16 protein-coding genes are annotated in these 18,577 nt (G+C 71.2%); 9 read left to right on the top strand and 7 right to left on the bottom strand.

What is annotated here, in order from left to right:
* Positions 1–30: 30 nt before the first annotated feature.
* Positions 31–1,440 carry an aldehyde dehydrogenase family protein gene (locus SPOPO_RS0123340; RefSeq protein ID WP_019877562.1) on the bottom strand — a complete coding sequence of 470 codons (1,410 nt, stop codon included), beginning with the start codon at positions 1,438–1,440 and terminating at the stop codon, positions 31–33.
* A gap of 145 nt (positions 1,441–1,585) precedes the next feature.
* Between SPOPO_RS0123340 and SPOPO_RS0123345 the strand changes: the two genes are divergently transcribed.
* Complete coding sequence (locus tag SPOPO_RS0123345) at positions 1,586–2,371, top strand: maleylpyruvate isomerase family mycothiol-dependent enzyme (protein ID WP_019877563.1); 786 nt, start codon at positions 1,586–1,588, stop codon at positions 2,369–2,371.
* 99 nt (positions 2,372–2,470) lie between these two features.
* Complete coding sequence (locus tag SPOPO_RS0123350; RefSeq protein WP_019877564.1) at positions 2,471–4,078, top strand: HNH endonuclease signature motif containing protein; 1,608 nt, start codon at positions 2,471–2,473, stop codon at positions 4,076–4,078.
* A 36-nt stretch (positions 4,079–4,114) separates the two neighbouring features.
* Here SPOPO_RS0123350 and SPOPO_RS0123355 read toward each other — a convergent pair whose 3' ends face one another.
* The 3 genes from SPOPO_RS0123355 to SPOPO_RS0123365 are packed head-to-tail and all read right to left on the bottom strand — an operon-like array spanning position 4,115 to position 7,187.
* Positions 4,115–4,912: a TIGR03084 family metal-binding protein gene (locus SPOPO_RS0123355; RefSeq protein WP_019877565.1), complete on the bottom strand. Its 798-nt coding sequence runs from the start codon at positions 4,910–4,912 to the stop codon at positions 4,115–4,117.
* A gap of 48 nt (positions 4,913–4,960) precedes the next feature.
* Positions 4,961–6,079 (bottom strand): helix-turn-helix transcriptional regulator, encoded by a 1,119-nt coding sequence (locus SPOPO_RS35770; RefSeq protein WP_019877566.1) that lies wholly within the window; start codon positions 6,077–6,079, stop codon positions 4,961–4,963.
* On the bottom strand, positions 6,063–7,187 hold the full coding sequence (locus SPOPO_RS0123365; protein WP_019877567.1) for a response regulator transcription factor: 1,125 nt from the start codon (positions 7,185–7,187) through the stop codon (positions 6,063–6,065). The genes SPOPO_RS35770 and SPOPO_RS0123365 overlap by 17 nt, the downstream gene beginning before the upstream one ends.
* 118 nt (positions 7,188–7,305) lie before the next feature.
* Here SPOPO_RS0123365 and SPOPO_RS0123370 point away from each other — a divergent pair, with 118 nt between their 5' ends.
* Positions 7,306–8,166: a hypothetical protein gene (locus SPOPO_RS0123370; protein WP_019877568.1), complete on the top strand. Its 861-nt coding sequence runs from the start codon at positions 7,306–7,308 to the stop codon at positions 8,164–8,166.
* A 67-nt stretch (positions 8,167–8,233) separates the two neighbouring features.
* On the opposite strand, the gene SPOPO_RS0123375 is transcribed toward SPOPO_RS0123370, so the two are convergent.
* Positions 8,234–10,894 (bottom strand): helix-turn-helix transcriptional regulator, encoded by a 2,661-nt coding sequence (locus SPOPO_RS0123375; RefSeq protein WP_019877570.1) that lies wholly within the window; start codon positions 10,892–10,894, stop codon positions 8,234–8,236.
* Between the two features lie 147 nt (positions 10,895–11,041).
* On the opposite strand from SPOPO_RS0123375, the gene SPOPO_RS0123380 reads away from it, so the two are divergent.
* Genes SPOPO_RS0123380 through SPOPO_RS0123390 form a run of 3 tightly spaced genes read left to right on the top strand, consistent with a single transcriptional unit; the run spans position 11,042 to position 13,123 of the window.
* A complete protein-coding gene (locus tag SPOPO_RS0123380; RefSeq protein ID WP_028985046.1) occupies positions 11,042–11,455 on the top strand; it encodes an SCP2 sterol-binding domain-containing protein in 414 nt (137 codons plus the stop codon).
* Between the two features lie 56 nt (positions 11,456–11,511).
* A complete protein-coding gene (locus SPOPO_RS0123385; protein WP_019877572.1) occupies positions 11,512–12,759 on the top strand; it encodes an acyl-CoA dehydrogenase family protein in 1,248 nt (415 codons plus the stop codon).
* Positions 12,760–12,778: 19 nt separating this feature from the next.
* Positions 12,779–13,123 (top strand): cupin domain-containing protein, encoded by a 345-nt coding sequence (locus tag SPOPO_RS0123390; protein WP_019877574.1) that lies wholly within the window; start codon positions 12,779–12,781, stop codon positions 13,121–13,123.
* Positions 13,124–13,126: 3 nt separating this feature from the next.
* On the opposite strand, the gene SPOPO_RS0123395 is transcribed toward SPOPO_RS0123390, so the two are convergent.
* Together SPOPO_RS0123395 and uvrB are read right to left on the bottom strand one after the other, a co-directional pair.
* Complete coding sequence (locus tag SPOPO_RS0123395) at positions 13,127–13,702, bottom strand: hypothetical protein (RefSeq protein ID WP_156870177.1); 576 nt, start codon at positions 13,700–13,702, stop codon at positions 13,127–13,129.
* A gap of 19 nt (positions 13,703–13,721) precedes the next feature.
* The gene (gene uvrB, locus SPOPO_RS0123400; RefSeq protein ID WP_019877576.1) at positions 13,722–15,839 is read right to left on the bottom strand and encodes an excinuclease ABC subunit UvrB; all 2,118 of its coding nucleotides are present in this window, start codon (positions 15,837–15,839) and stop codon (positions 13,722–13,724) included.
* A gap of 126 nt (positions 15,840–15,965) precedes the next feature.
* Here uvrB and SPOPO_RS33235 point away from each other — a divergent pair, with 126 nt between their 5' ends.
* The 3 genes from SPOPO_RS33235 (at position 15,966) to SPOPO_RS31310 (ending at position 18,491) form a co-directional block, all read left to right on the top strand.
* Entirely contained in the window at positions 15,966–16,670 is a 705-nt protein-coding gene (locus tag SPOPO_RS33235; protein ID WP_019877577.1) for a hypothetical protein, read from the top strand.
* Complete coding sequence (locus tag SPOPO_RS31305) at positions 16,667–17,311, top strand: sortase domain-containing protein (protein ID WP_019877578.1); 645 nt, start codon at positions 16,667–16,669, stop codon at positions 17,309–17,311. Before SPOPO_RS33235 ends, SPOPO_RS31305 begins: the two co-directional genes overlap by 4 nt.
* 229 nt (positions 17,312–17,540) lie before the next feature.
* Positions 17,541–18,491, top strand: a complete 951-nt coding sequence (locus SPOPO_RS31310) for a DUF559 domain-containing protein (protein ID WP_169577224.1) — start codon at positions 17,541–17,543, stop codon at positions 18,489–18,491.
* Positions 18,492–18,577 lie beyond the last annotated feature (86 nt).

Raw genomic sequence — 18,577 nt, forward strand, 5'->3', positions numbered from 1 at the left:
AGTCGACCGCCGCACTCACTCGCGGATTGGCTAGGCCAGCTTGCGCAGGATCTTCTGGTCGCGCTCGCTGTACGGCGGGTACATCAGTTTGAGGTCGGGCTTGGTCGGCATCTTCAGCGTGGCCTTGCGGTGGCTGAAGGCCTCGTAGCCCCACTTGCCGTGGTAGGCACCCATGCCGGAGTAGCCGACGCCGCCGAACGGCAGCTGCGGCGCGAGCACGTGCATGGCGATGTGGTTGGCCACCGCACCACCGCAGGGGACCTCGCTGAACAAGCGCTCGATCTCAGCCTTCGACTTGCTGAAGATGTAGGCCGCGAGCGGCTTCTCGCCCTCGTTGATGATCGCGATCGCGTGGTCGAGGGAGTCGACGTCGATGATCGGGAGGATCGGGCCGAAGATCTCGCCCTGCATGACCGGAGCGGTGCGGTCCGGGTTGAGGACGACGGTCGGCTCGATTGCGATCGAGGCCGGGTCCGCGTTGCCGCCGGTCTCGGGCTTGAGGCCCGTGAGCAGGCCGGTCAGCCGCTGGAACTGACGGTCGTTCACGATGCGCTGCTTCTCCGGCGCGCCGGCGCGCATGTCGGACATGGCCTTCTTGAGCTCCGCGGCGAACTCTTCGCGAACGCTCTTCTCGACCAGCAGGTAGTCCGGCGCGACGCAGGTCTGACCCGAGTTCAGCAGCTTGCCGAAGGAGATGCGGCGGGCGGCGACGCCGAGGTCGGCGTTCTTGGTGACGATGACCGGGCTCTTGCCACCAAGCTCGAGGACGACCGGGGTCAGGTGCGGTGCACACGCCTCGGCGATCTTGCGGCCGATCTCGGTGCCGCCGGTGAAGAAGACCAGGTCCATCTTCTGGTCGATGATCTGCTGGGTGATCGCGGCGTCACCCTCCAGGACCGCGATCGCCTCGGAGTCGAGGTACTCGGGAATGAGGCGGGCCAGCGCGGCCGACGCGGCCGGCGCGTGCTCGGACGGCTTGACGACGCAGCAGTTGCCGGCGGCGACGGCGCCGATGAGCGGGCCGAGCGTCAGGTAGAAGGGGTAGTTCCACGGACCGATCACCAGGACGGTGCCCAGCGGCTCGTACCGGTAGGAGGCCTTGCCCGGCATCAGGGCCAGGGGCACGCCGGTACGGGTCGGCTTCATCCACTTCTTCAGGTGCTTGAGCGCGTACTCGGCCTCACCGACCGTCGACGCGATGTCGCCGAACCACGTCTCGTGCGGCGTACGCCCGAGGTCGGAGGCCAGCGCCTCGGCGAGCTCGGACTCGCGCTCGGTGACCAGCCGGATGATGCCTTCGAGCTGACGCTTGCGCCACTCCAGCGGAAGCGTGCGGCCCGTGCGGTGCACGGCACGCAGGCGCGCCACCGTCTCGGCGGCCAGCTGGGCGCCCGGGTCCGTCGTGGTGCTCGCGGTGGACCGGTCGGCGACTGAGGTCATGGGATAACCGTCCTGGATCTCGTCTGCGGCGTTAGTGATGGATAACTCTGACCGGCAATCCTATCCCGCACGAAGGGCCCGCGGCTAGGCCCGATGTCGCCCGGAACCATTGACGGGCGACGTGATTCGTCGTTAACGTGACCCCATGGCACTGGATCGGGCTGCGGCCTTTCAGAACGACCGGGTTCACATCCTCACCCTGCTCCGCGACCTGCGCGAGGACGAGTGGGCGGCGCCGAGCAAGTGCGCCGGCTGGGCGGTCCGCGACGTGGTCTCCCACATGGGCGCGGCGTGTCACGGGACGTTCACTCCGTGGGTGCTCAAGCTCCTGGCGGGCAAGGACATCGAGGCGGCGAACAACCGCGACGCCGAGAAGCGGCGCTCGTGGGAGCCGGCCAAGCTCCTCCGCGAGTACGAGGTGTGGGGCAACCGGTGCGTGCCGGTGATGAAGGTGGTCCAGGCTCCCGGTGCCCGTTCGCTGCCCGTGCGTGTCGCCGAGGTCGGTGCCTACCCGGCGAAGCTGTTGACGAGCGCCTTCGTCTTCGACCACGGTCTCCACGCCCGCTACGACATCGCCGCCGCCCTCGGCCGCACGATGCCCGCGCAGGACGAGAACGCTCTCGCCACCTCGATCGAGTGGATGATCGCCGGCCTCTCCCCCATGAGCGGCGACCGCCTGTCCTGGCTCTCCGCCCCGGTCGAGTTCCGCCTCGTCGGCCCCGGTGGCGGGACGTGGACCGTCGCACCCGGCGCGAAGCGGGTGAAGGTGACGGAGGGCCCGTCCTCCAGCGCCGCCGTCACGATCGAGGGCCCGGCCACCACCTTCCCGATCTGGGGCACCGACCGCGAACCCTGGCGCGAGGCCGGCATCGCCATCAAGGGCGACGAGGAGATCGGCACCAGGTTCCTCGACACCAAGCGGATCATCTGAGGCCGCGAACGACGCTTCGTCGAACCCGCGAGGTCGGGCCAGAACTCTTCTGGCCCGACCTCTTGCGTTCCGGAGCGGACCGGGGTAGTCTTCGAACATATGTTCGAGCAGCTGATCCAACCGGACGAGGTCGACGGGATCGACCTCGCTGAGCTGCGCGCGGGTCTGTGGCACGTTCCGGAGGACGAACCGCCCGCCGAGCATGTGGAGGCCACGCTGGCGCGGGTGCTCGCGGAGGCGGACGCGCGGGTGTGGGACGACCCGCCGCCGGAGGTCGCGGCGCTGCTCGACCGGTGCTCGCGTGAGGAGTCCGAGCAGACGGAGAGGTCGTTCTCGGCCGCGGATGCGGAGCGGTGGCGGGAGCGGGAGGCGACCGCGTTCGCGTTGTGGGAGCAGGAGTACGCCACCACCGACGGGATGCTCCAGCGCATCGTCCGCTCGCGGGCCGATGCGGCCCGGTGCAACGGTGCTGAGTTGCGGGGGATGGCGGAGTTCGCGATGCAGCGGGCGCAGGAGGCCGCGGTTGCGGTCGCGCAGGCCGCGGCCGAGGGCGCCACCCGTGAGGAGTTGGAGGCGGTGATCGAGGCCGCGGAGTCCTCCGCCGCGGCCGAGCTCGGTGTGGTGTTGCACCTGTCCCCGTCCGCGGCCCGCGCGCGCAGTGATTTCGCCTCCGGGTTGTTGCGGCGCCTGCCTGAGACCTTGAAGGCCCTGGAGGCCGGGGTGCTCACCGAACGGGCGGCGAAGGTTCTGTGGGAGGAGACCCGGGACCTGAATGTCGCCGATGCGGCGCGGGTCGAGCGGGACTGCCTGGACAAGGCGAAGAACCTGACCCCGGCCTCGTTCGGGCGCCGGGTGCGTAAGCGGGTGGAGGAGCTCGACCCCGCCGCCGCGCGTAAGCGGCACGAGCGGGCCCGCACCGAACGCCGGGTCTCGATGAGTCCGGCCGGGGACGGGATGGCGTGGATCTCCCTGTTGCTGCCGGCCGAGGAGGCGATGGCGGTCTACGGGGTGATCGATGCCGCCGCCCGCCTGAAGGTCCCCGGCGACCCCAGGACCCTGGATCAGCGCAAGGCCGACGCCGCGGTCGACCTGATCACCCGCCCCGGCAACCAGGACCCCCGCGTCGGCTATGTCGTGCACATGCACGGCGAGAACGCATCTGGCGAAAGCTCGTCTGAGCCTGAGGACTCCGGGTTCGTGCAGGTTCAGGGTGGGGAACGGATCCCGGCGGCGCGGGCGCGGGCCAAGGCGGACCTGACGGTGTATCACCCGTCAGTGCCGGTGGACATCGCCGCGCTGCTCGCGGACTACAACTCCCGCGCCGACGTCTACCGACCCCCGGCCAGGCTCAAGCGGGCGATCCGGGCGCGGGACCGGCACTGCCGGTTCCCCGGCTGCCGGGTCCCGGCCGACCGGTGCGAACTGGACCACACCATCGCCTTCGAGATCGGCGGCCGGACCGTCTATTTCAATCTCTCGGCGTTGTGCAAGTTCCACCATCGGATCAAACACATGCCGGGATGGACGTGCTCGCAGGACGAGCACGGGGTCCTGACCTGGACCACCCCCACCGGGCAAGTGTTCATCACCCGACCACCCCCACCGGTCGGGGACGAACCCCCCGACTTCGAACAACCCGCCCCCACACCCTGGGCCCGGGCTGCTTCGAGGACCGCCGATTTCGACGAGGACAACCCGCCGTTCTGACCAGCGGGCACCTGAGGGTGCCCGCTTGTCAGCGCGTCAGTGCGCGGCGGCAGGGGCGGGTCGACCGGGGCCGGCGGCGCCGGCGAAGGCCTGAGCGATGGTCATCCACTGCTCGGCGATCGGGCCGGTCCGGACGAGCTGAGTCTCCGCCAGATTCCGACGCTGGGTCACGACCAGGCAGAACTCGAGCGCGTCACCGGTGACGCGGTTCTCGGCGTCCTCGGGACCCCAGGTCCAGAGGCTGCCGTCCGGGGCCGTGAGCTCGACACGGACCGGGTCCTCCGGCGCCTCCAGCCGGCGCACGCGGTAGCTGTAGGCGCGCGCACCGATGCCGATGTGCGCGACGTGCTTCAGGCGCTCGGTCGCTGGCCGGGTCACGCCGAGCGTGTCGGCGATGTCCTGCCCGTGCGCCCAGGTCTCCATGATCCGCGCGGTCACCGAGGACGCGACGCTCATCGCCGGGCCGTACCAGGGCACGCGCTCCTTGGGATCGCGCTCCCCCGCCTGCGTGATCAGCTCGAGGCGCGCACGCCGGAACCAGGCGTGCAGCTCGGGCACCGGCATCGATCGGCACTCGACGGCGATGCGGTCCGGGAAGTCCATCCCGGCGGCGATGTGCTCGGCCGCCTCGGCCTGGAAACGCTCCGGGTCGGTCATGGCGAGCGCCGCGGCCTGGTCGAAGAACGCGAGGTGCGAGATCTGGTCGCGGATCGCCCAGCCCTCGGCCGGCGTGGGCCGCTCCCAGTCGGCCTCGGTCAGCCCGGCGAGCATCTGCTCGACAATCTCGGTCTCCGCCGCCAGATCGGTGACCAGCTGCGACATCAGGCCGGACATGGGCGAGGTCCTTTCCGTCGGGATGCGGCCGCGGACCGCAACACCATGTTATCCGCGATTCACATCGCTCGCGACTCTCCCCAGATAGTGCGCGATCGCCTGGGACCGGTTCGAGGCCCCCAGTTTCGCCAAGATGTGCTTCACGTGCACCTTCACCGTGCCCTCGCTCATCACCAGCCGCTCCGCGATCTCCGCGTTACGCGCCCCACTGGCGACCAGTTCGAGCACCTGGCGTTCCCGGCCGGTGAGCGCCGCCAGCCGGTCGTCCAACACGGCCGCGGCGGGCGCGATCGGCGGAACGGGGTCGGCGCCGAGGGCGGCCGTGAGCTCGATCGCCGACTCGGTCAGTTGCTCGGTCGTCGCGTTGAGCACGGCCAGCAGGTCCCGGAGTTGCTGCTGCTGCAGCCGCATGCTCTCCAGCAGCGCCGTCCGCTCGTACAGGTGCCCGAAGCCTTGGGCGAATCGGCTCAGGACGTCCCGATCGGTGGCGTCGCAGGCCGGTCCGTCCGGGCCGTGGTCGCCGTGCAGCAGGCCGATCACCGTCCCGGCCGGGGCAATGGGAGCAACCACGTACGGCGGCCCGGACGGCCATCCCGGAGCGGCCCCCGTCCGGTCCTGAACCAGGACCGCCCGGCTCTCGGCGACCACCCGGCCCTCGGGGCCGACGCGCGGACGCAGCACGAGCACCCGACCACGCAACTCCTGCCACGGGTCATCGGCGCCGGCGTGGACGATCCACGGCACCCACGCCCCCTCCTCGACCCGCGACAGCACCACGCGCTGCAGGCCGCAGCTGCGCGCGACCTCGGCACCCGCCCGGTCGAGCAGGTCCGCCGTGTACGGCGCCCCCCGCAGCCGGGCCAACCCTCGCTCGCACTGGGCCAGGCGCAGATGTCGGTCGGCGAGCTCCTGCCGACGCAGCTGCGCGTACGTCTCCTGCAGATCAGCGAACGCGCCGGCCAGCGCGGGATCCGCGTCTCCGCTCGCCGCCAGCCGCGCCAGGCAGCGATCGCTCAGCTCCGCCGCCGCCTCCGACAACGCGGTGGCGACGGCGCCCGACGGGGTGACCGGGAAGTCCGCTCCGATCACCTCCGCAAGGCCGCGCAGCCGGGTCACCACTGCGGAGTACGCGCGCCGGTTGCGACCGACGTCAGGGGGCGGCGGCACGACCGCGCTCCAGCAGGAGGAATCGGGAGACCGCCTCGGCACGGTTCGCCGCCTTGAGCTTGTGCGTCACCCGGCTGACGTGGGCCTTGACCGTCGACTCACTGATCACCAGCCGCTCGGCGATGTCGGTGTTCCGCGCTCCCGCCACCATGAGCTCGAGGACCTCGCGCTCACGGCGGCTGAACATCGGCACCGCGCCGGCCGGTCCCGTGCTCTCCGTCCCCGCCGGCCGCGGTCGTTCCCGCCGCGCCAGCAGCAGCTCCGCCGAACTCAGCTCGGCAAGATTGCGCTCGGCGGCCACGAACGCCTCGCGCAGGTGCGCGCGCTGCTGGTCCAGCCGCTGCGAGAGCACCAGGTGCTGGAAGATGAGCCCGAAGCCCTCCGCGAACGTCCAGAGGTTGTCCCGGTCGTGGTCGGTGAGCTCGCGACTGCCGACCCAGCGGTCGCCCTGCAGGAACCCGATCACCTCCCCGCTCGGCATCACCGGAGAGGCGATGTAGCCGACGCTCTCGGCCGCCTCGACGAGCTCGCGGTCGACACCGGCGTCCTGGGCGGAGACCAGCGCGGCGCACCGGCGTCGCACCAGGTCGTTCTCCAAGGTCCCCGCCCGGAGCGGGATCCACTGCTCGGTGAGGTACGCCCGCGTGCGGGCGGCGACGTCGGGATCGACGCCGGGTGAGATCCACACGGCCTCGGCTCGCCACGTGGAGCCGCGTCGTCGACTGACCACCGTGCGGTCGAGATCGCAGCAGTGCGCGAGTTCGGCGGCGGCAGCCTCGAGCAGCTCGCCGACGTCGGGAATCGCCCGCAGGCGGCCGAGGCTCTCGTGAATCCGGTCGACGGCCGCGAAGCGGCGCGAGACCGCGTCCTCGGCCAGGTCCGCCCCGGCCCGCGTGAGGTCGGCGAGGGCTCGCCCCAGCGCTCCAAGGTCCATCCCGGGCGCTGCCGGGCGGCGCAGGACCGCGGCGAGCTTCGCCGTCGTGTCCTCCAGCGCGTCGGTCAACCGACGCCGCCCGGCCCGGTCCTGTCGTCCGCCCCCGGCCAGCGCGGCCGCCGCCCGCTCGCGGAGCTCGGCGGCCTGCTCCAGCAGCAGCGCCAGGGACGTCATGGCGACGTTTCTACCACTAATGGCTACCTAAATCGGCACGGTAGGGAGAGGCCGGCATGTTTATCACGATTTACCGTTGACCGTCCGCCGTTCCGGGCCAATCGTCAAAGGAGATCGAATGGGTGCTGTACCCGAGGAGGTCATGCAGCGCGAGCTGGACATGGCCTGGCAACACGTCTTCACGTGGGGCAGCTACGGGATCACCGTCGCGATGCTGGTGTGGGCCTTCTACCTCGGCCGCGCCCACCGCACCTCCTTCTACGTGCTGGCGTCGCTCGGTGTGTTCATCGGCGCCTTCGCCGAGCCGATCTACGACGTCCTGTTCGACCTCTGGTTCTACGACGTGCACAACGGCGAGGGCGGCGCGATGTACTCGCACTTCACCGCCTTCGAACGCGTGCAGCCGGTGTGGACGCACAGCGGTTACCTGATCCTCTACGCGGGCCCGGTGCTCTACGCGGGTTGGAAGATGTACCAGGGCCTGGCGACGCCCAAGTTCCTGTTCGGGATCTGGGGCGTCGAGATCGTCACCTCCTGCGTCTTCGAGGTGATCGGCACCGGGACGAACGTCTACACGTACTACGGCCCGTACGAGATGCGGATCTGGAACTACCCGTTGGTGATCGGCGTCCTCGAGGGCACGCAGACCATCCTGTTCACGGTGCTGGCCGTCAACCTGTGGCGCCGCATCAAGTCCGGATGGGGCATGGCGAGCCTGCTGTACGCGCACCCGTTCACGATGTTCGGCACCAACGTCGGCATCGGCGCCCCGCTGATCGTGGCACTGCACCTCGACGACGAGGGTGGCGTCACCTTCGCGAGCGAACTGGTCTGGGTCGCCACGTTCCTCGTGTACGGCCTGTGTGCCTTGGCCGTCCTGGGCGCGACGAAGTTCCTGCCCGAGCCGCTGGATCCGGCCGAGGAGCCGACCGGCCGCCGCCGGGACGCGGCTCCGCACCGGGAGAGTGTCGGGGTCTGACGCGGCCTCACCGAAGGGCCCGGCACCGTTGGTGCCGGGCCCTTCGTCGTCCTTCGCTGACGAGAGATCAGCGCACCAGGTCTGCCAGGTCCGAGCGGCGGGAGATGCCGAGCTTCGCGTAGATCCGCTGCAGGCGGTTGTCGATGGTCCGGACGGAAAGCTGCAGTTCCTCGGCGATCTCGCGATTCGTCCGGCCCGACACCGCCAGCAGCGCAGTCTCCCGCTCCGCCGGGGTGAGGGGCTCGCGGGTCGACAGCGCCATCAGGGCCGGGGTCGAGGCACCCGGGCAACTCCGCGCGAACGCCGCCGCCCGCTGGGACTCGCGGGCGGCGCGCTGGCCGCGGCCCGCGCGCTCCCACACACCCGCCGCGTCGGCCGCCGCCTCGGCCGCGAGCAGCGCGGCCCCGAGCCGGTCGAACTCCGTCGCCGCGCGCTCGAGCGCCTCGCCGTCGCCCTCGACGAGAGCGTCGACGTGCCGGCACCGGGCCGGCGCGAGCTCGCCGCCGAGGTCGGCCGCGAGGGCACGCAGCCGCGGCGCCACGGGCTTCGGATCGCCCAGTCGCGCGATGTCGTGCAGGGCCGCCGCCGCCCCGACGAGGTCGCCGATGCGCTCGCCGATCGCGGCCGCCTCGGCCAGTTCCTCGCGCGCGGCGCCGAGCCGCCCCTCGGCCGCCGCCGCCCAGCCGCGGGCGGCCGCGTGCTCGGTCGCGCTCCACTGCGGTGGGTCGACACCGAGCGCGTCCGCCGCGACCAGCGCACTGGTCGCGCCGCGGAAGTCACCGCCCAACGCCAGCGCGAGCGCGAGCGTGGACCGCAGGCTGTGCTCGAAACCGCGACGCCCGATCCGGTGCAGGAGGGTGATCGCCTCACGCGCCGCGCGCGCCGCGCCCTCGACGTCGCCGCGTTCCCGGACCGTGCGCGTCAGGTGCCAGAGGAAGTACGCCCGCGCCTCACTGCTGCCCTCGGCGAGGCCGCGCTCGTACTCCGCCCGCGCGAGCGCCTCCGCCTCGGCGTACCGGCCGGCGTGCGCGAGCGCCTCGCAGCGGGTGAACAGGTAGAACCACGGATACCAGTCCCCCGGTCCCAGCTCGGTGGCGGCGGCGTACCCCTCGGCCGACCCCTCGAGCGCCGTGTCGATCCGCCCGAGCCGGCCGAGTCCGTACGCCTCGACGAGGCGGAGCCACGACGCCGTCAGCGGGTCCGCGTGCGGAGCGAGCGCGGCGGCCGCCTCCGCCGCCGGCCCGGGGCCGGAGTTCGACAGCAGCAGACCCGGGCGCCGAGCTGAGACCTTGACGCGCAACTCGGGGTCGCAGATCGCCTCCTCCGCCCGGTCGGCGACATGCAGCCCTTCCCCGGCCCGGCCGAGCTGCATCCAGAGGCACTCGATGTGGACGACCGCCAGCTCCGCCCGTTCGGCGTCCGTGCGCGCGAACTCGACGAGCACCGCGAGTTCGTCGACGGCGTCCTCGGGCCGTCCCTGCAGGGAAACGGTCTGCGCGGCGAGCAGACGGGCCTCGAAGCCCGCGCCGGCGTCGACCGCCGCCCGCGCGAGGCGCTCGGCCAGGGCGAAGTCGTACCGCCAGCGCGCCGCGACCGCCGCCTGCAGCAGCCGGTCCGGGTTCGTACCGCCGCCACCCTCCATGCGCCAGATGCCGACGCGCAGCACATCGTCGCTCCGCCGTGCACCGGCCGCCTCGACGGCGTCGGCGAGCTGACGTGCCATCACGCCGCGGCGCACCGCCGAGGTGTGTCGCCGGACCACGTCGGCGTACACCGGGTGGGCGACCCGTAGCTGCAGGCGGCGCTCGTCCCGCTCGCACACGACCAGGCCGTGCTGCTCCAGTGTCTCGACGGCGTCCAGCCCCCCGGCCATCTCCAGCTCGCGGCTGCCGAGCGGCTCCGCGTACGCGGCGAGCCGGAGCAGGTCCAGGGCCGCGGGGTCGAGGTCACGGAGGCGTGCGTCGACGAGCTCCACCAGGCGGTCGGACGGCGCCAGCGCGGCCCGCAGCCGCCAGAGGCCCTCCTCCGCGACGAGCGTCCCGTCGGCCAGGGCGCCGAGTACGAGCTCACGCAGGAACAGCACGTTGCCGCCGCTGCGCGTCGTGAACTCGACGACGGCGGCCGGGTCGACCGGCGCCCCCAGCGCGCCGGTGAGCAGGGCCTCGACCGCCTCGTGCTCCAACTGCGCGAGCTGGACGCGGTCGGCGAGGTCGTCCTTCCAGAGCGAGGTCACGGCGTCCGGCAGACGCTCGCCGCTGCGGACGGTCGCCACCACGAGCACCGTGTCCGTGGCGACCAGTTGGTGGATCAACCCGGCCGACGGCTCGTCGAGCAGCTGCGCGTCGTCGACGAACAGCACCAGCGGGCGACCCTTCGCCCGTTCCACCAGCTGCACCGCCGCCCGCCGCAGGAGGTCCTGCAGGGTGTCGGTCGCGGCGGAGCCCACGGCATCCGGGAGCAGGGCCGCGAAGACACCGAGCGGTGTGCGTGCGCTCGAGTGGGTCGCCGTCACCCAGAGCGTCGAACGGCCCACTCCTTCGGCCAGCCGGCGGGCCTCGCGGGCGAGCCGGGTCTTGCCGACACCCGCCGGGCCGACCAGGACGACGCTGCGAGCGCGCGGCCCGCGGAGGGCCTCACGCACCTTCTCGATCTCGCGATCGCGTCCGGAGAGCGGCCACGCCCGGCCGGCGAGGAGGTCGACGCGTGCCGCCTGCGGGTCCGTCGTCACCACCTCCTCCTCGACCGCGCTGTCTGGCGAGAGTGCCGCCCGTCACTCGAGGGAGTAGTTCCTTACTCTCCCGCCTGCTCGGGCGCCCCGGAATTCTCTCACTCAGTCAGGCAGATGGCCCGCTACGACGACGGAAAGGGAAGCCCGATGGCGGTCTTCAAGGACGCGGAAGAGGTCTACAAGTACATCGGCGGGGCGTTCACCGCCGCCGTCAACGACCCGAAGTTCGTCGAGGCGACGAAGGGCACCGGACTCGTGATCCGGTTGATCCAGACCGACCCCGACTGCGAGATGACGATCGACTGGGAAGGCCAGAAGGTTCTCACCGGCGCGGCCGCGGACAGCGTCCCCCACAACGTGCAGCTGCGCATGTCCAGCGACAACAGCAACCGGTTCTGGCAGGGCAAGCTCAACTTCACCCTCGCCATGGCGCAGCGCAAGGTCAAGCTCGACGGCAAGCGCTCGGTCGCGCTCAAGCTGCTCCCCCTCACCGGCGGGATCTTCGAGACCTACCTCGCGACGCTTCAGGCGGACGGCCGCGAGGACCTGATCGTCGGCTGACGCCCCCACACGCTCTTCCCCCCGCTCGCACGACACACTTTGATCGGAGACCCCCGATGACTCTCGAGCACGGCCGCACCCTGTCGGACGAGGACTTCGAGCCCTGGTTCGCCAAGGCTCAGGAGCTTTCCGAGTACTTCCGTGAGATCGGCATGAAGTACGACGCCGAGAACACGTTCGCCTATCCGACGATCCCGCTGTTCAAGTCCTCGAAGCTCGGTTCCCTGATCGTCCCGCCGGCCTACGGCGGCCCCGGGGGCAACATCCTCCAGCTGTCCAAAGTCATCACCGAGATGTCGCGTGGCGACTCAGCGATCACCCTCGCCTACAACATGCACTTCATCACCCTCGGCATCGTCATGAGCAACATGGGCGAGGTCCAGATGAAGAAGTGGCTGGACAAGATCAACGAGGGCGCGATCATCTTCGGCCCGTGGTCCGAGCAGCGCGCCGGCTTCTCCGGTCTCGCCGACACCAAGGCCATCCCCCAGCCCGGCGGCGGTTGGAAGATCTACGGCAAGAAGATGTGGGGCACCCTCGGCGAGGCCGCCGACATCGTCGTCAGCAGCGCCACGATCACCGACGCCGACGGCAACATCCCGACGGACTTCGAAGAGCGCGTCGCCGCCGAGATGATGTACATCAACGACTTCGAGGTCGACGAGAACGGCATCGGGAACGGCGTCCGCATCGAGAAGACGTGGAACGCGCTCGGCATGCACGCCACCGGCACGCACGTCATCGTCTTCGACGGGTTCTACGTGCCCGAGGAGAACTACGTCTGCGAGAACCGCACCGGCCTGTTCTCCTCGCTCGAGTGGGCGTCGCTGCTCTTCGCGAGCATCTACTACGGCATGTCGCTGCGCATCCTCGAGGAGACCCGGGCGACGCTGGCGAAGAAGCACCTCGGCGCCGTGTTCGGCGCGATCGCCGCGTCGGACGTGAAGGTCGGTCAGGTCGGCCACATCATCGACGGTGTCGGCGACATGGCGGTCCGGGTCGAGCAGAACCGCCGCATCCTGTGGCAGACCTGCAACGACGTCATCGACGGCTACGACGAGGAGTGGCCGATCGAGCTCCGCGTGCCGTACATCGGTCTCGCGAAGACGACCATCGCGTCCAACACGACCTGGATGGCGCAGAAGGCCATGTCGATGGTCGGTGGGTCGGCGTTCCGCAAGGGCACGATCTTCGAGCGCTTCTACCGCGACTCCTGCGCGGCGCTCTACCAGCCCCTCAACGCCGACCAGACCTACAGCTTCATCGGCGAGTACATGCTCCAGCCGGACGAGCTGAACGACTGACGTCGGAGACTGGACAAACATGGGACGCGCCACGGTCACCACCGTGCCGACGAGCCCCTCCGCGTCGATGCCCCGCCTCACCGGCGGGGCATCGGTGTCGGTGGACGGCATCACCGTCGGGGAATGGACGCTCACGCGCGCGGCCTTCACCGACCGGCACCAGCACGTCGAGATCAACACCGTGCTGGAGGGCGAACTCCACGTCACCTGCGAGGGCGAGACGCACGTCGTCCGCCCGGGGCAGACGATCGTCGTCCCGGCCGGAAGCCGGGCGACCTACGCCGCCCCCGAGTACGCCCGCATGAGCTACGTCTACGGCCCCGGCACCCCGGGGATGACCGACGTCGCCTACGAGGAGTTCTGAGGCTCAGTAGGAGATCGGCGGGTCGGCGTCGGACTTGACGTCGGACCCGCCGTCGTCGGCACCGCTGTCCTCGCTGTCGGAGTCCTCGCTGTCGTCGGACGGCGAACCGCTCGACGCCGACGGGGACGCGGAGGCGCCCGAGGCCGGGAACTTCTCCAGATAGTCCTCGCCGGCGTCCTCGACGACGTCGGCGGCCTCCTCGGCCTCGGCCTTGTCGGCGGAGCCCTGAGCCGACATCAGCGTCTTCAGTGCCGCGTCGGCGGTGTCGAAGGTCGCGGGGTCGTTGGCCTTCACCGAGCCGAGGATCGCTTCCCAGATCGTCAGCAACCGTTCCTGCAGCTCGGGCAGGGCCGCCTCGTCGGACCCGAGCTTGGCGACGACGTCGTCGGCGTAGCGCTCCAGCTCGCGCCAGCCGTCGGCCACCTCGGACGCCGAGGCGCGCACGTCCTCGGGCTTGAGGTTGCCGGTCTCGGTGCCCACCTCGACATCGCTGCCGACCGGGTCCTTGTCGTCTCCCCCGCACGCGGCCGCTCCGGTGAGCAGCGCCGCGGCCAGCACGATCCCCGCCAGTCTCCGCATTGGCGCAGCGTACGACAGATCAGGCCGGCGACCCGGCTTCCCGCATCCCTCGCAGTTCGCGTTTCAGTTCCTTGATCTCGTCCCGCAGCCTCGCGGCCAGCTCGAACTGCAGCTCGGCCGCGGCGGCGTGCATCTGGTCGTTGAGCTGCTGGATGAGGTCCGCGAGGTCCATCGCCGGCATCGTCGCGAGGTCCCCCGCGTGCTTGCCGGCCTCCGTGGACACCTTCGACGACAGACCCGGCACCGGCGTCTTGCCGCGGCTGCGCTGCCGCCCGGCGCCACCGATGAGCTCGGCGGTGTCGGCGTCCTCGCGCGCGATCAGCTCGAGGATGTCGCCGATCTTCTTCCGCAGCGGGGTCGGGTCGATGCCGTGCTCGAGGTTGTAGGCGACCTGCTTCGCCCGGCGCCGGTTCGTCTCGTCGATCGCCTTCGCCATCGAGGGGGTGACCGTGTCGGCGTACATGTGCACCTGGCCGGACACGTTCCGGGCCGCGCGGCCGATCGTCTGGATGAGCGAGGTCCCGGACCGGAGGAAGCCTTCCTTGTCCGCGTCGAGGATCGCCACCAGGGAGACCTCGGGCAGGTCGAGACCCTCGCGGAGCAGGTTGATGCCGACGAGGACGTCGAACTCGCCGATCCGCAGCTCCCGCAGCAGTTCCACGCGGCGCAGGGTGTCGACCTCGGAGTGCAGGTACCGCACCCGGATGCCCATCTCGAGCAGGTAGTCGGTGAGGTCCTCGGACATCTTCTTGGTCAGCGTGGTGACCAGGACGCGTTCGTCGCGCTCGGCCCGCGTGCGGATCTCGTGGACGAGGTCGTCGATCTGGCCCTTGGTCGGCTTGACGACGATCTCGGGGTCGACCAGGCCGGTCGGGCGGATGATCTGCTCCACCACCCCGTTGGCGCGGCCGAGCTCGTACGGGCCCGGCGTCGCGGAGAGGTAGACGGTCTGCCCGATTCGCTCGACGAACTCCTCCCACTTCAGCGGACGGTTGTCCATCGCCGACGGGAGCCGGAACCCGTGGTCGACGAGGGTCCGCTTGCGTGACATGTCGCCCTCGAACATCGCGCCGATCTGAGGAACCGTCACGTGCGACTCGTCGATGACCAGGAGGAAGTCGTCCGGGAAGTAGTCGAGCAGCGTGTGCGGCGGGCTGCCCGCCTCGCGACCGTCGATGTGCCGCGAGTAGTTCTCGATGCCCGAGCAGAACCCGACCTGACGCATCATCTCGATGTCGTAGGTCGTGCGCATCCGCAGCCGCTGCGCCTCCAGCAGCTTGCCCTGCTTCTCCAGGCGTGCCAGCTGCTGCTCGCACTCCAGCTCGATGCCTGAAATCGCCCGCTCCATGCGCTCCGGGCCCGCGACGTAGTGCGTGGCCGGGAAGACGTGGATGCTCTGCTCCTCGCGGATCACCTCACCCGTCAGTGGGTGCAGGGTCATCGCGCGCTCGATCTCGTCGCCGAAGAACTCCAGCCGCAGCGCGAGCTCCTCGTACACCGGGAAGATCTCGACGGTGTCGCCGCGCACCCGGAACGTCCCGCGGGTGAACGCGAGGTCGTTGCGCGTGTACTGCATCGTGACGAGCTGGCGCAGCAGTGTGTCGCGGTCGATCTCGTCACCGACGTTGAGGCGGACCATCCGGTCCACGTACTCCTGCGGCGTGCCCAGGCCGTAGATGCAGGACACACTCGCGACCACGATGACGTCCCGCCGGGTCAGCAGCGAGTTCGTCGCCGAGTGCCGCAGGCGCTCGACCTCGGAGTTGATCGAGGAGTCCTTCTCGATGTAGGTGTCCGTCTGCGGGACGTACGCCTCGGGCTGGTAGTAGTCGTAGTAGGAGACGAAGTACTCGACCGCGTTGTGCGGGAGCAGCTCCCGGAACTCGTTCGCCAGCTGCGCGGCCAGCGTCTTGTTCGGCGCCATGACCAGCGTCGGGCGCTGCAGTTCCTCCACCAGCCAGGCCGTCGTGGCCGACTTGCCGGTGCCCGTGGCGCCGAGGAGGACGACGTCCTGCTCCCCCGCCCGGACGCGCCGGGCCAGCTCCGCGATCGCGGCCGGCTGGTCCCCGGAGGGCTGGAACTCGCTGACGACGCGGAACGGGGCGGTGCTCCGCTCGATGTCCGTGGTGGGTCTCACCCGCCCACGGTACGTCCCGCCACCGACATCCGGCGGAGAAGCTCCTGGCCTGCAGGTTTGGGAGGTGCGACGGTGGGCACGTTTCGCCCACCCCACTCCATCGGCACGCCCGCCACGGAGGCCCCCATGTCCCTGTCCATCCGCAGCTCCCGAGCCGGAGCGCTGCTCGTCTCGGCCGCCGTCTGCGGCGCGCCGCTCGTCCTGTCCGGCCCCGCCGCGGCGGTCGACGCTCCCGGCAACAACGGCACGATCAAGGTCCACGCCCCCGACACCCCGTTCGAACGACGCGCCAACGAGCCGCGACAGGTCTGCAGCTTCTACCTCGCGGGCTTCAACTTCGACTCGAACCAGGTCGTCGACTACCGCTTCTCCCTGCCTCCGGGCGGGCCCAACGGCGGCGAGCCGCGGGGCAACCCCGGGTCGTTCACGGTGGGCCCGGACAACGGCCGGCCGGCCGGCGACGGCCGGACCCCCGTGCTCGACCCCGACGAGCACGGTCTCGAGAACGGTCGTTACCGGGTGACCGCCACGACCGACGACGGCTCCAAGACCAAGGTGTTCCGGATCGCCTGCGACGACGACGGTGAGGTCGTCACCCCGACCCCCACGCCCGGCGGCGGGAGTGGCGGTGACGACGGCGACGACGGCGGCGTGGGCGGGGTCGGGACCCCGCAGGACGACGGTGAGCCCGGCGTCGGCGGCGTCGCCACCGGGGGCGGTGGCCTGAGCGGCACCTCCGCGGGCGCCGACGTCGCGTTCCCGCTGACGGTGCTCGCCCTCGGGGGACTCGCGGTCGGCACGCTCACCCTGCACCGGCGCCGCGCGGGGTGACCACCGACCCCCTGACGAGGTCGACGTCGGCCGCCCACCGGTCCCGCCGGTGGGCGGCCGCCGCGGCGTGCGTCGCCCTGCTCGGCGGATGCGGCGGCGGCGGCGAGGGCCCCGCCGTCGCCGGCGTCAGCCTGCCTGCGCCCACTCCGGCGGCGGCTGCCGGGACCGCACCTGCGGCAGCCGAGGATCGGCCCTATCCCGCGCGGGTCCGCCTCCCTCGGCTCGGGATCGACGCCGTCCTGCAACCGCTGCACCTCGGGAAGCAGAAGGAACTCGTCCCGCCGGAGTACGGCATGGCGGGCTGGTACGAGGCCGGTCCGGAGCCGGGCGAGATCGGCCGCGCCGTCGTCGCCGGCCACGTCGACTCCAGGACCGGCCCGGACGTGTTCGCCGCACTCGGCAAGGCCCGCCCCGGCGACCGCATCCATGTGCTCCTCCGCGACCGTTCCACGGTGACCTTCGTGGTGCAGAAGGTCGAGATCCACCCGCGCAACCGGTTCCCGACGTCGCGCGTCTACGGCACCGACGGCAAGCACGCCGACCTGCGCCTGATCACCTGCACCGGCCGCTACGACCGCGCCCGCGGCGGCTACCAGGACAACGTGGTCGTCTTCGCCCGCATGGCCCCCGGCAAGGCCTGACGCGCCGTCACCCCCGCCCCGCCCGCCCCCCCCCCCTGTACGCGCTTCACTCGCCGGGGACAGGCCTCACTCGCCAGGCCGGGCGAGTAAGGGCTGCTCCCGGCGAGTGAAGCGCGATTCGGCGACGCCGAGGCGAGCGCGCGGCAGCGCGGCCTGTGGACAACTTCGCGGTCGGGGCGTGCGAATGGGCAAGAATCCCCGGGCAGACACGGCGAACCGGGGGGACGTCATGAAGCGACCGGACGACTGGGGAACGACGGCACCGCCGCGGCCGGGGGCGATCGAGCCGCTGATCCCGGCCGCGCGGGCGCGGGAGCTCGGGTACACCCGGGACGAGATCGAGCGCCTGCGCGTGGCCCGGGAGTGGGCGACGCTCCGCCGCGGCATCTACCAGCGGGGCGGACCGGAGCCGGACCCGCGCGATCAGCACGTCGCATGCGCCGGCGCGGCACTGCTCGCGGTGAGCTCCCCGGACGCGGTCGTCGCGCACCGGTCGGCCGGGGTGCTCTGGGGGCTGGACTTCCTCACGCCACCGGACCTCGACACCGTGTGGCTCGCGGTGCCGGAACTCGGCAAGGTGCGCACCTACCCGGGTCTGCGGCTCTGGCCGGCCCAGTTGCCGGCGGACCACGTCACGACCGGGCCGGGCGGCCTGCCGGTAACGACCGTGGCGCGGACGGTCGTCGACCTGGCGCGGCACCACAACTTCCGGCAGGGCGTCGTGCTGGCGGAATCGGCGCTGCGCCAGCAGCTCACGACGAAGCCGGAGATCGACCGGGTGCTGGCCGACTGCCGCGGGTGGCCGTACACCCGCCGCGCCGCCCGGGCGCTGGAGATCGCCGACGGCGACACCGAGTCCGTCGGCGAATCCTTCACCCGCGCCGTGCTCGCCGAGGCCGGCCTCCGACCCCAGGCACAGGTGAACATCTACCGCGACGACGGGACGAAGATCGCGCGGGTCGACTTCCTGTTCGCCGACGAGCGGGTGATCGTCGAGTTCGACGGCCGGGTCAAGTACGACGACCCCGACGCCCTCTGGAACGAGAAGCTCCGCGAGGACGCCCTCCGCGAGGCCGGCTATCAGGTGATCCGCGTGACGTGGGGTCAGCTGATGAACTCGGCCGACGACTTCCTGCGCCGCGTCCGTGCTGCCCTCCGCCGCGGCCGCGCGCAGGGCTGACAGACGCGCGCTTCACTCGCCGGCGACAGGCCTCACTCGCCCGACCGGGCGAGTAGAGGCTGTTCCCAGCGAGTGAAGCGCAACCA

The sequence above is a fragment of the Sporichthya polymorpha DSM 43042 genome, assembly GCF_000384115.1.
GTDB classification, from domain to species: Bacteria; Actinomycetota; Actinomycetes; order Sporichthyales; family Sporichthyaceae; genus Sporichthya; species Sporichthya polymorpha.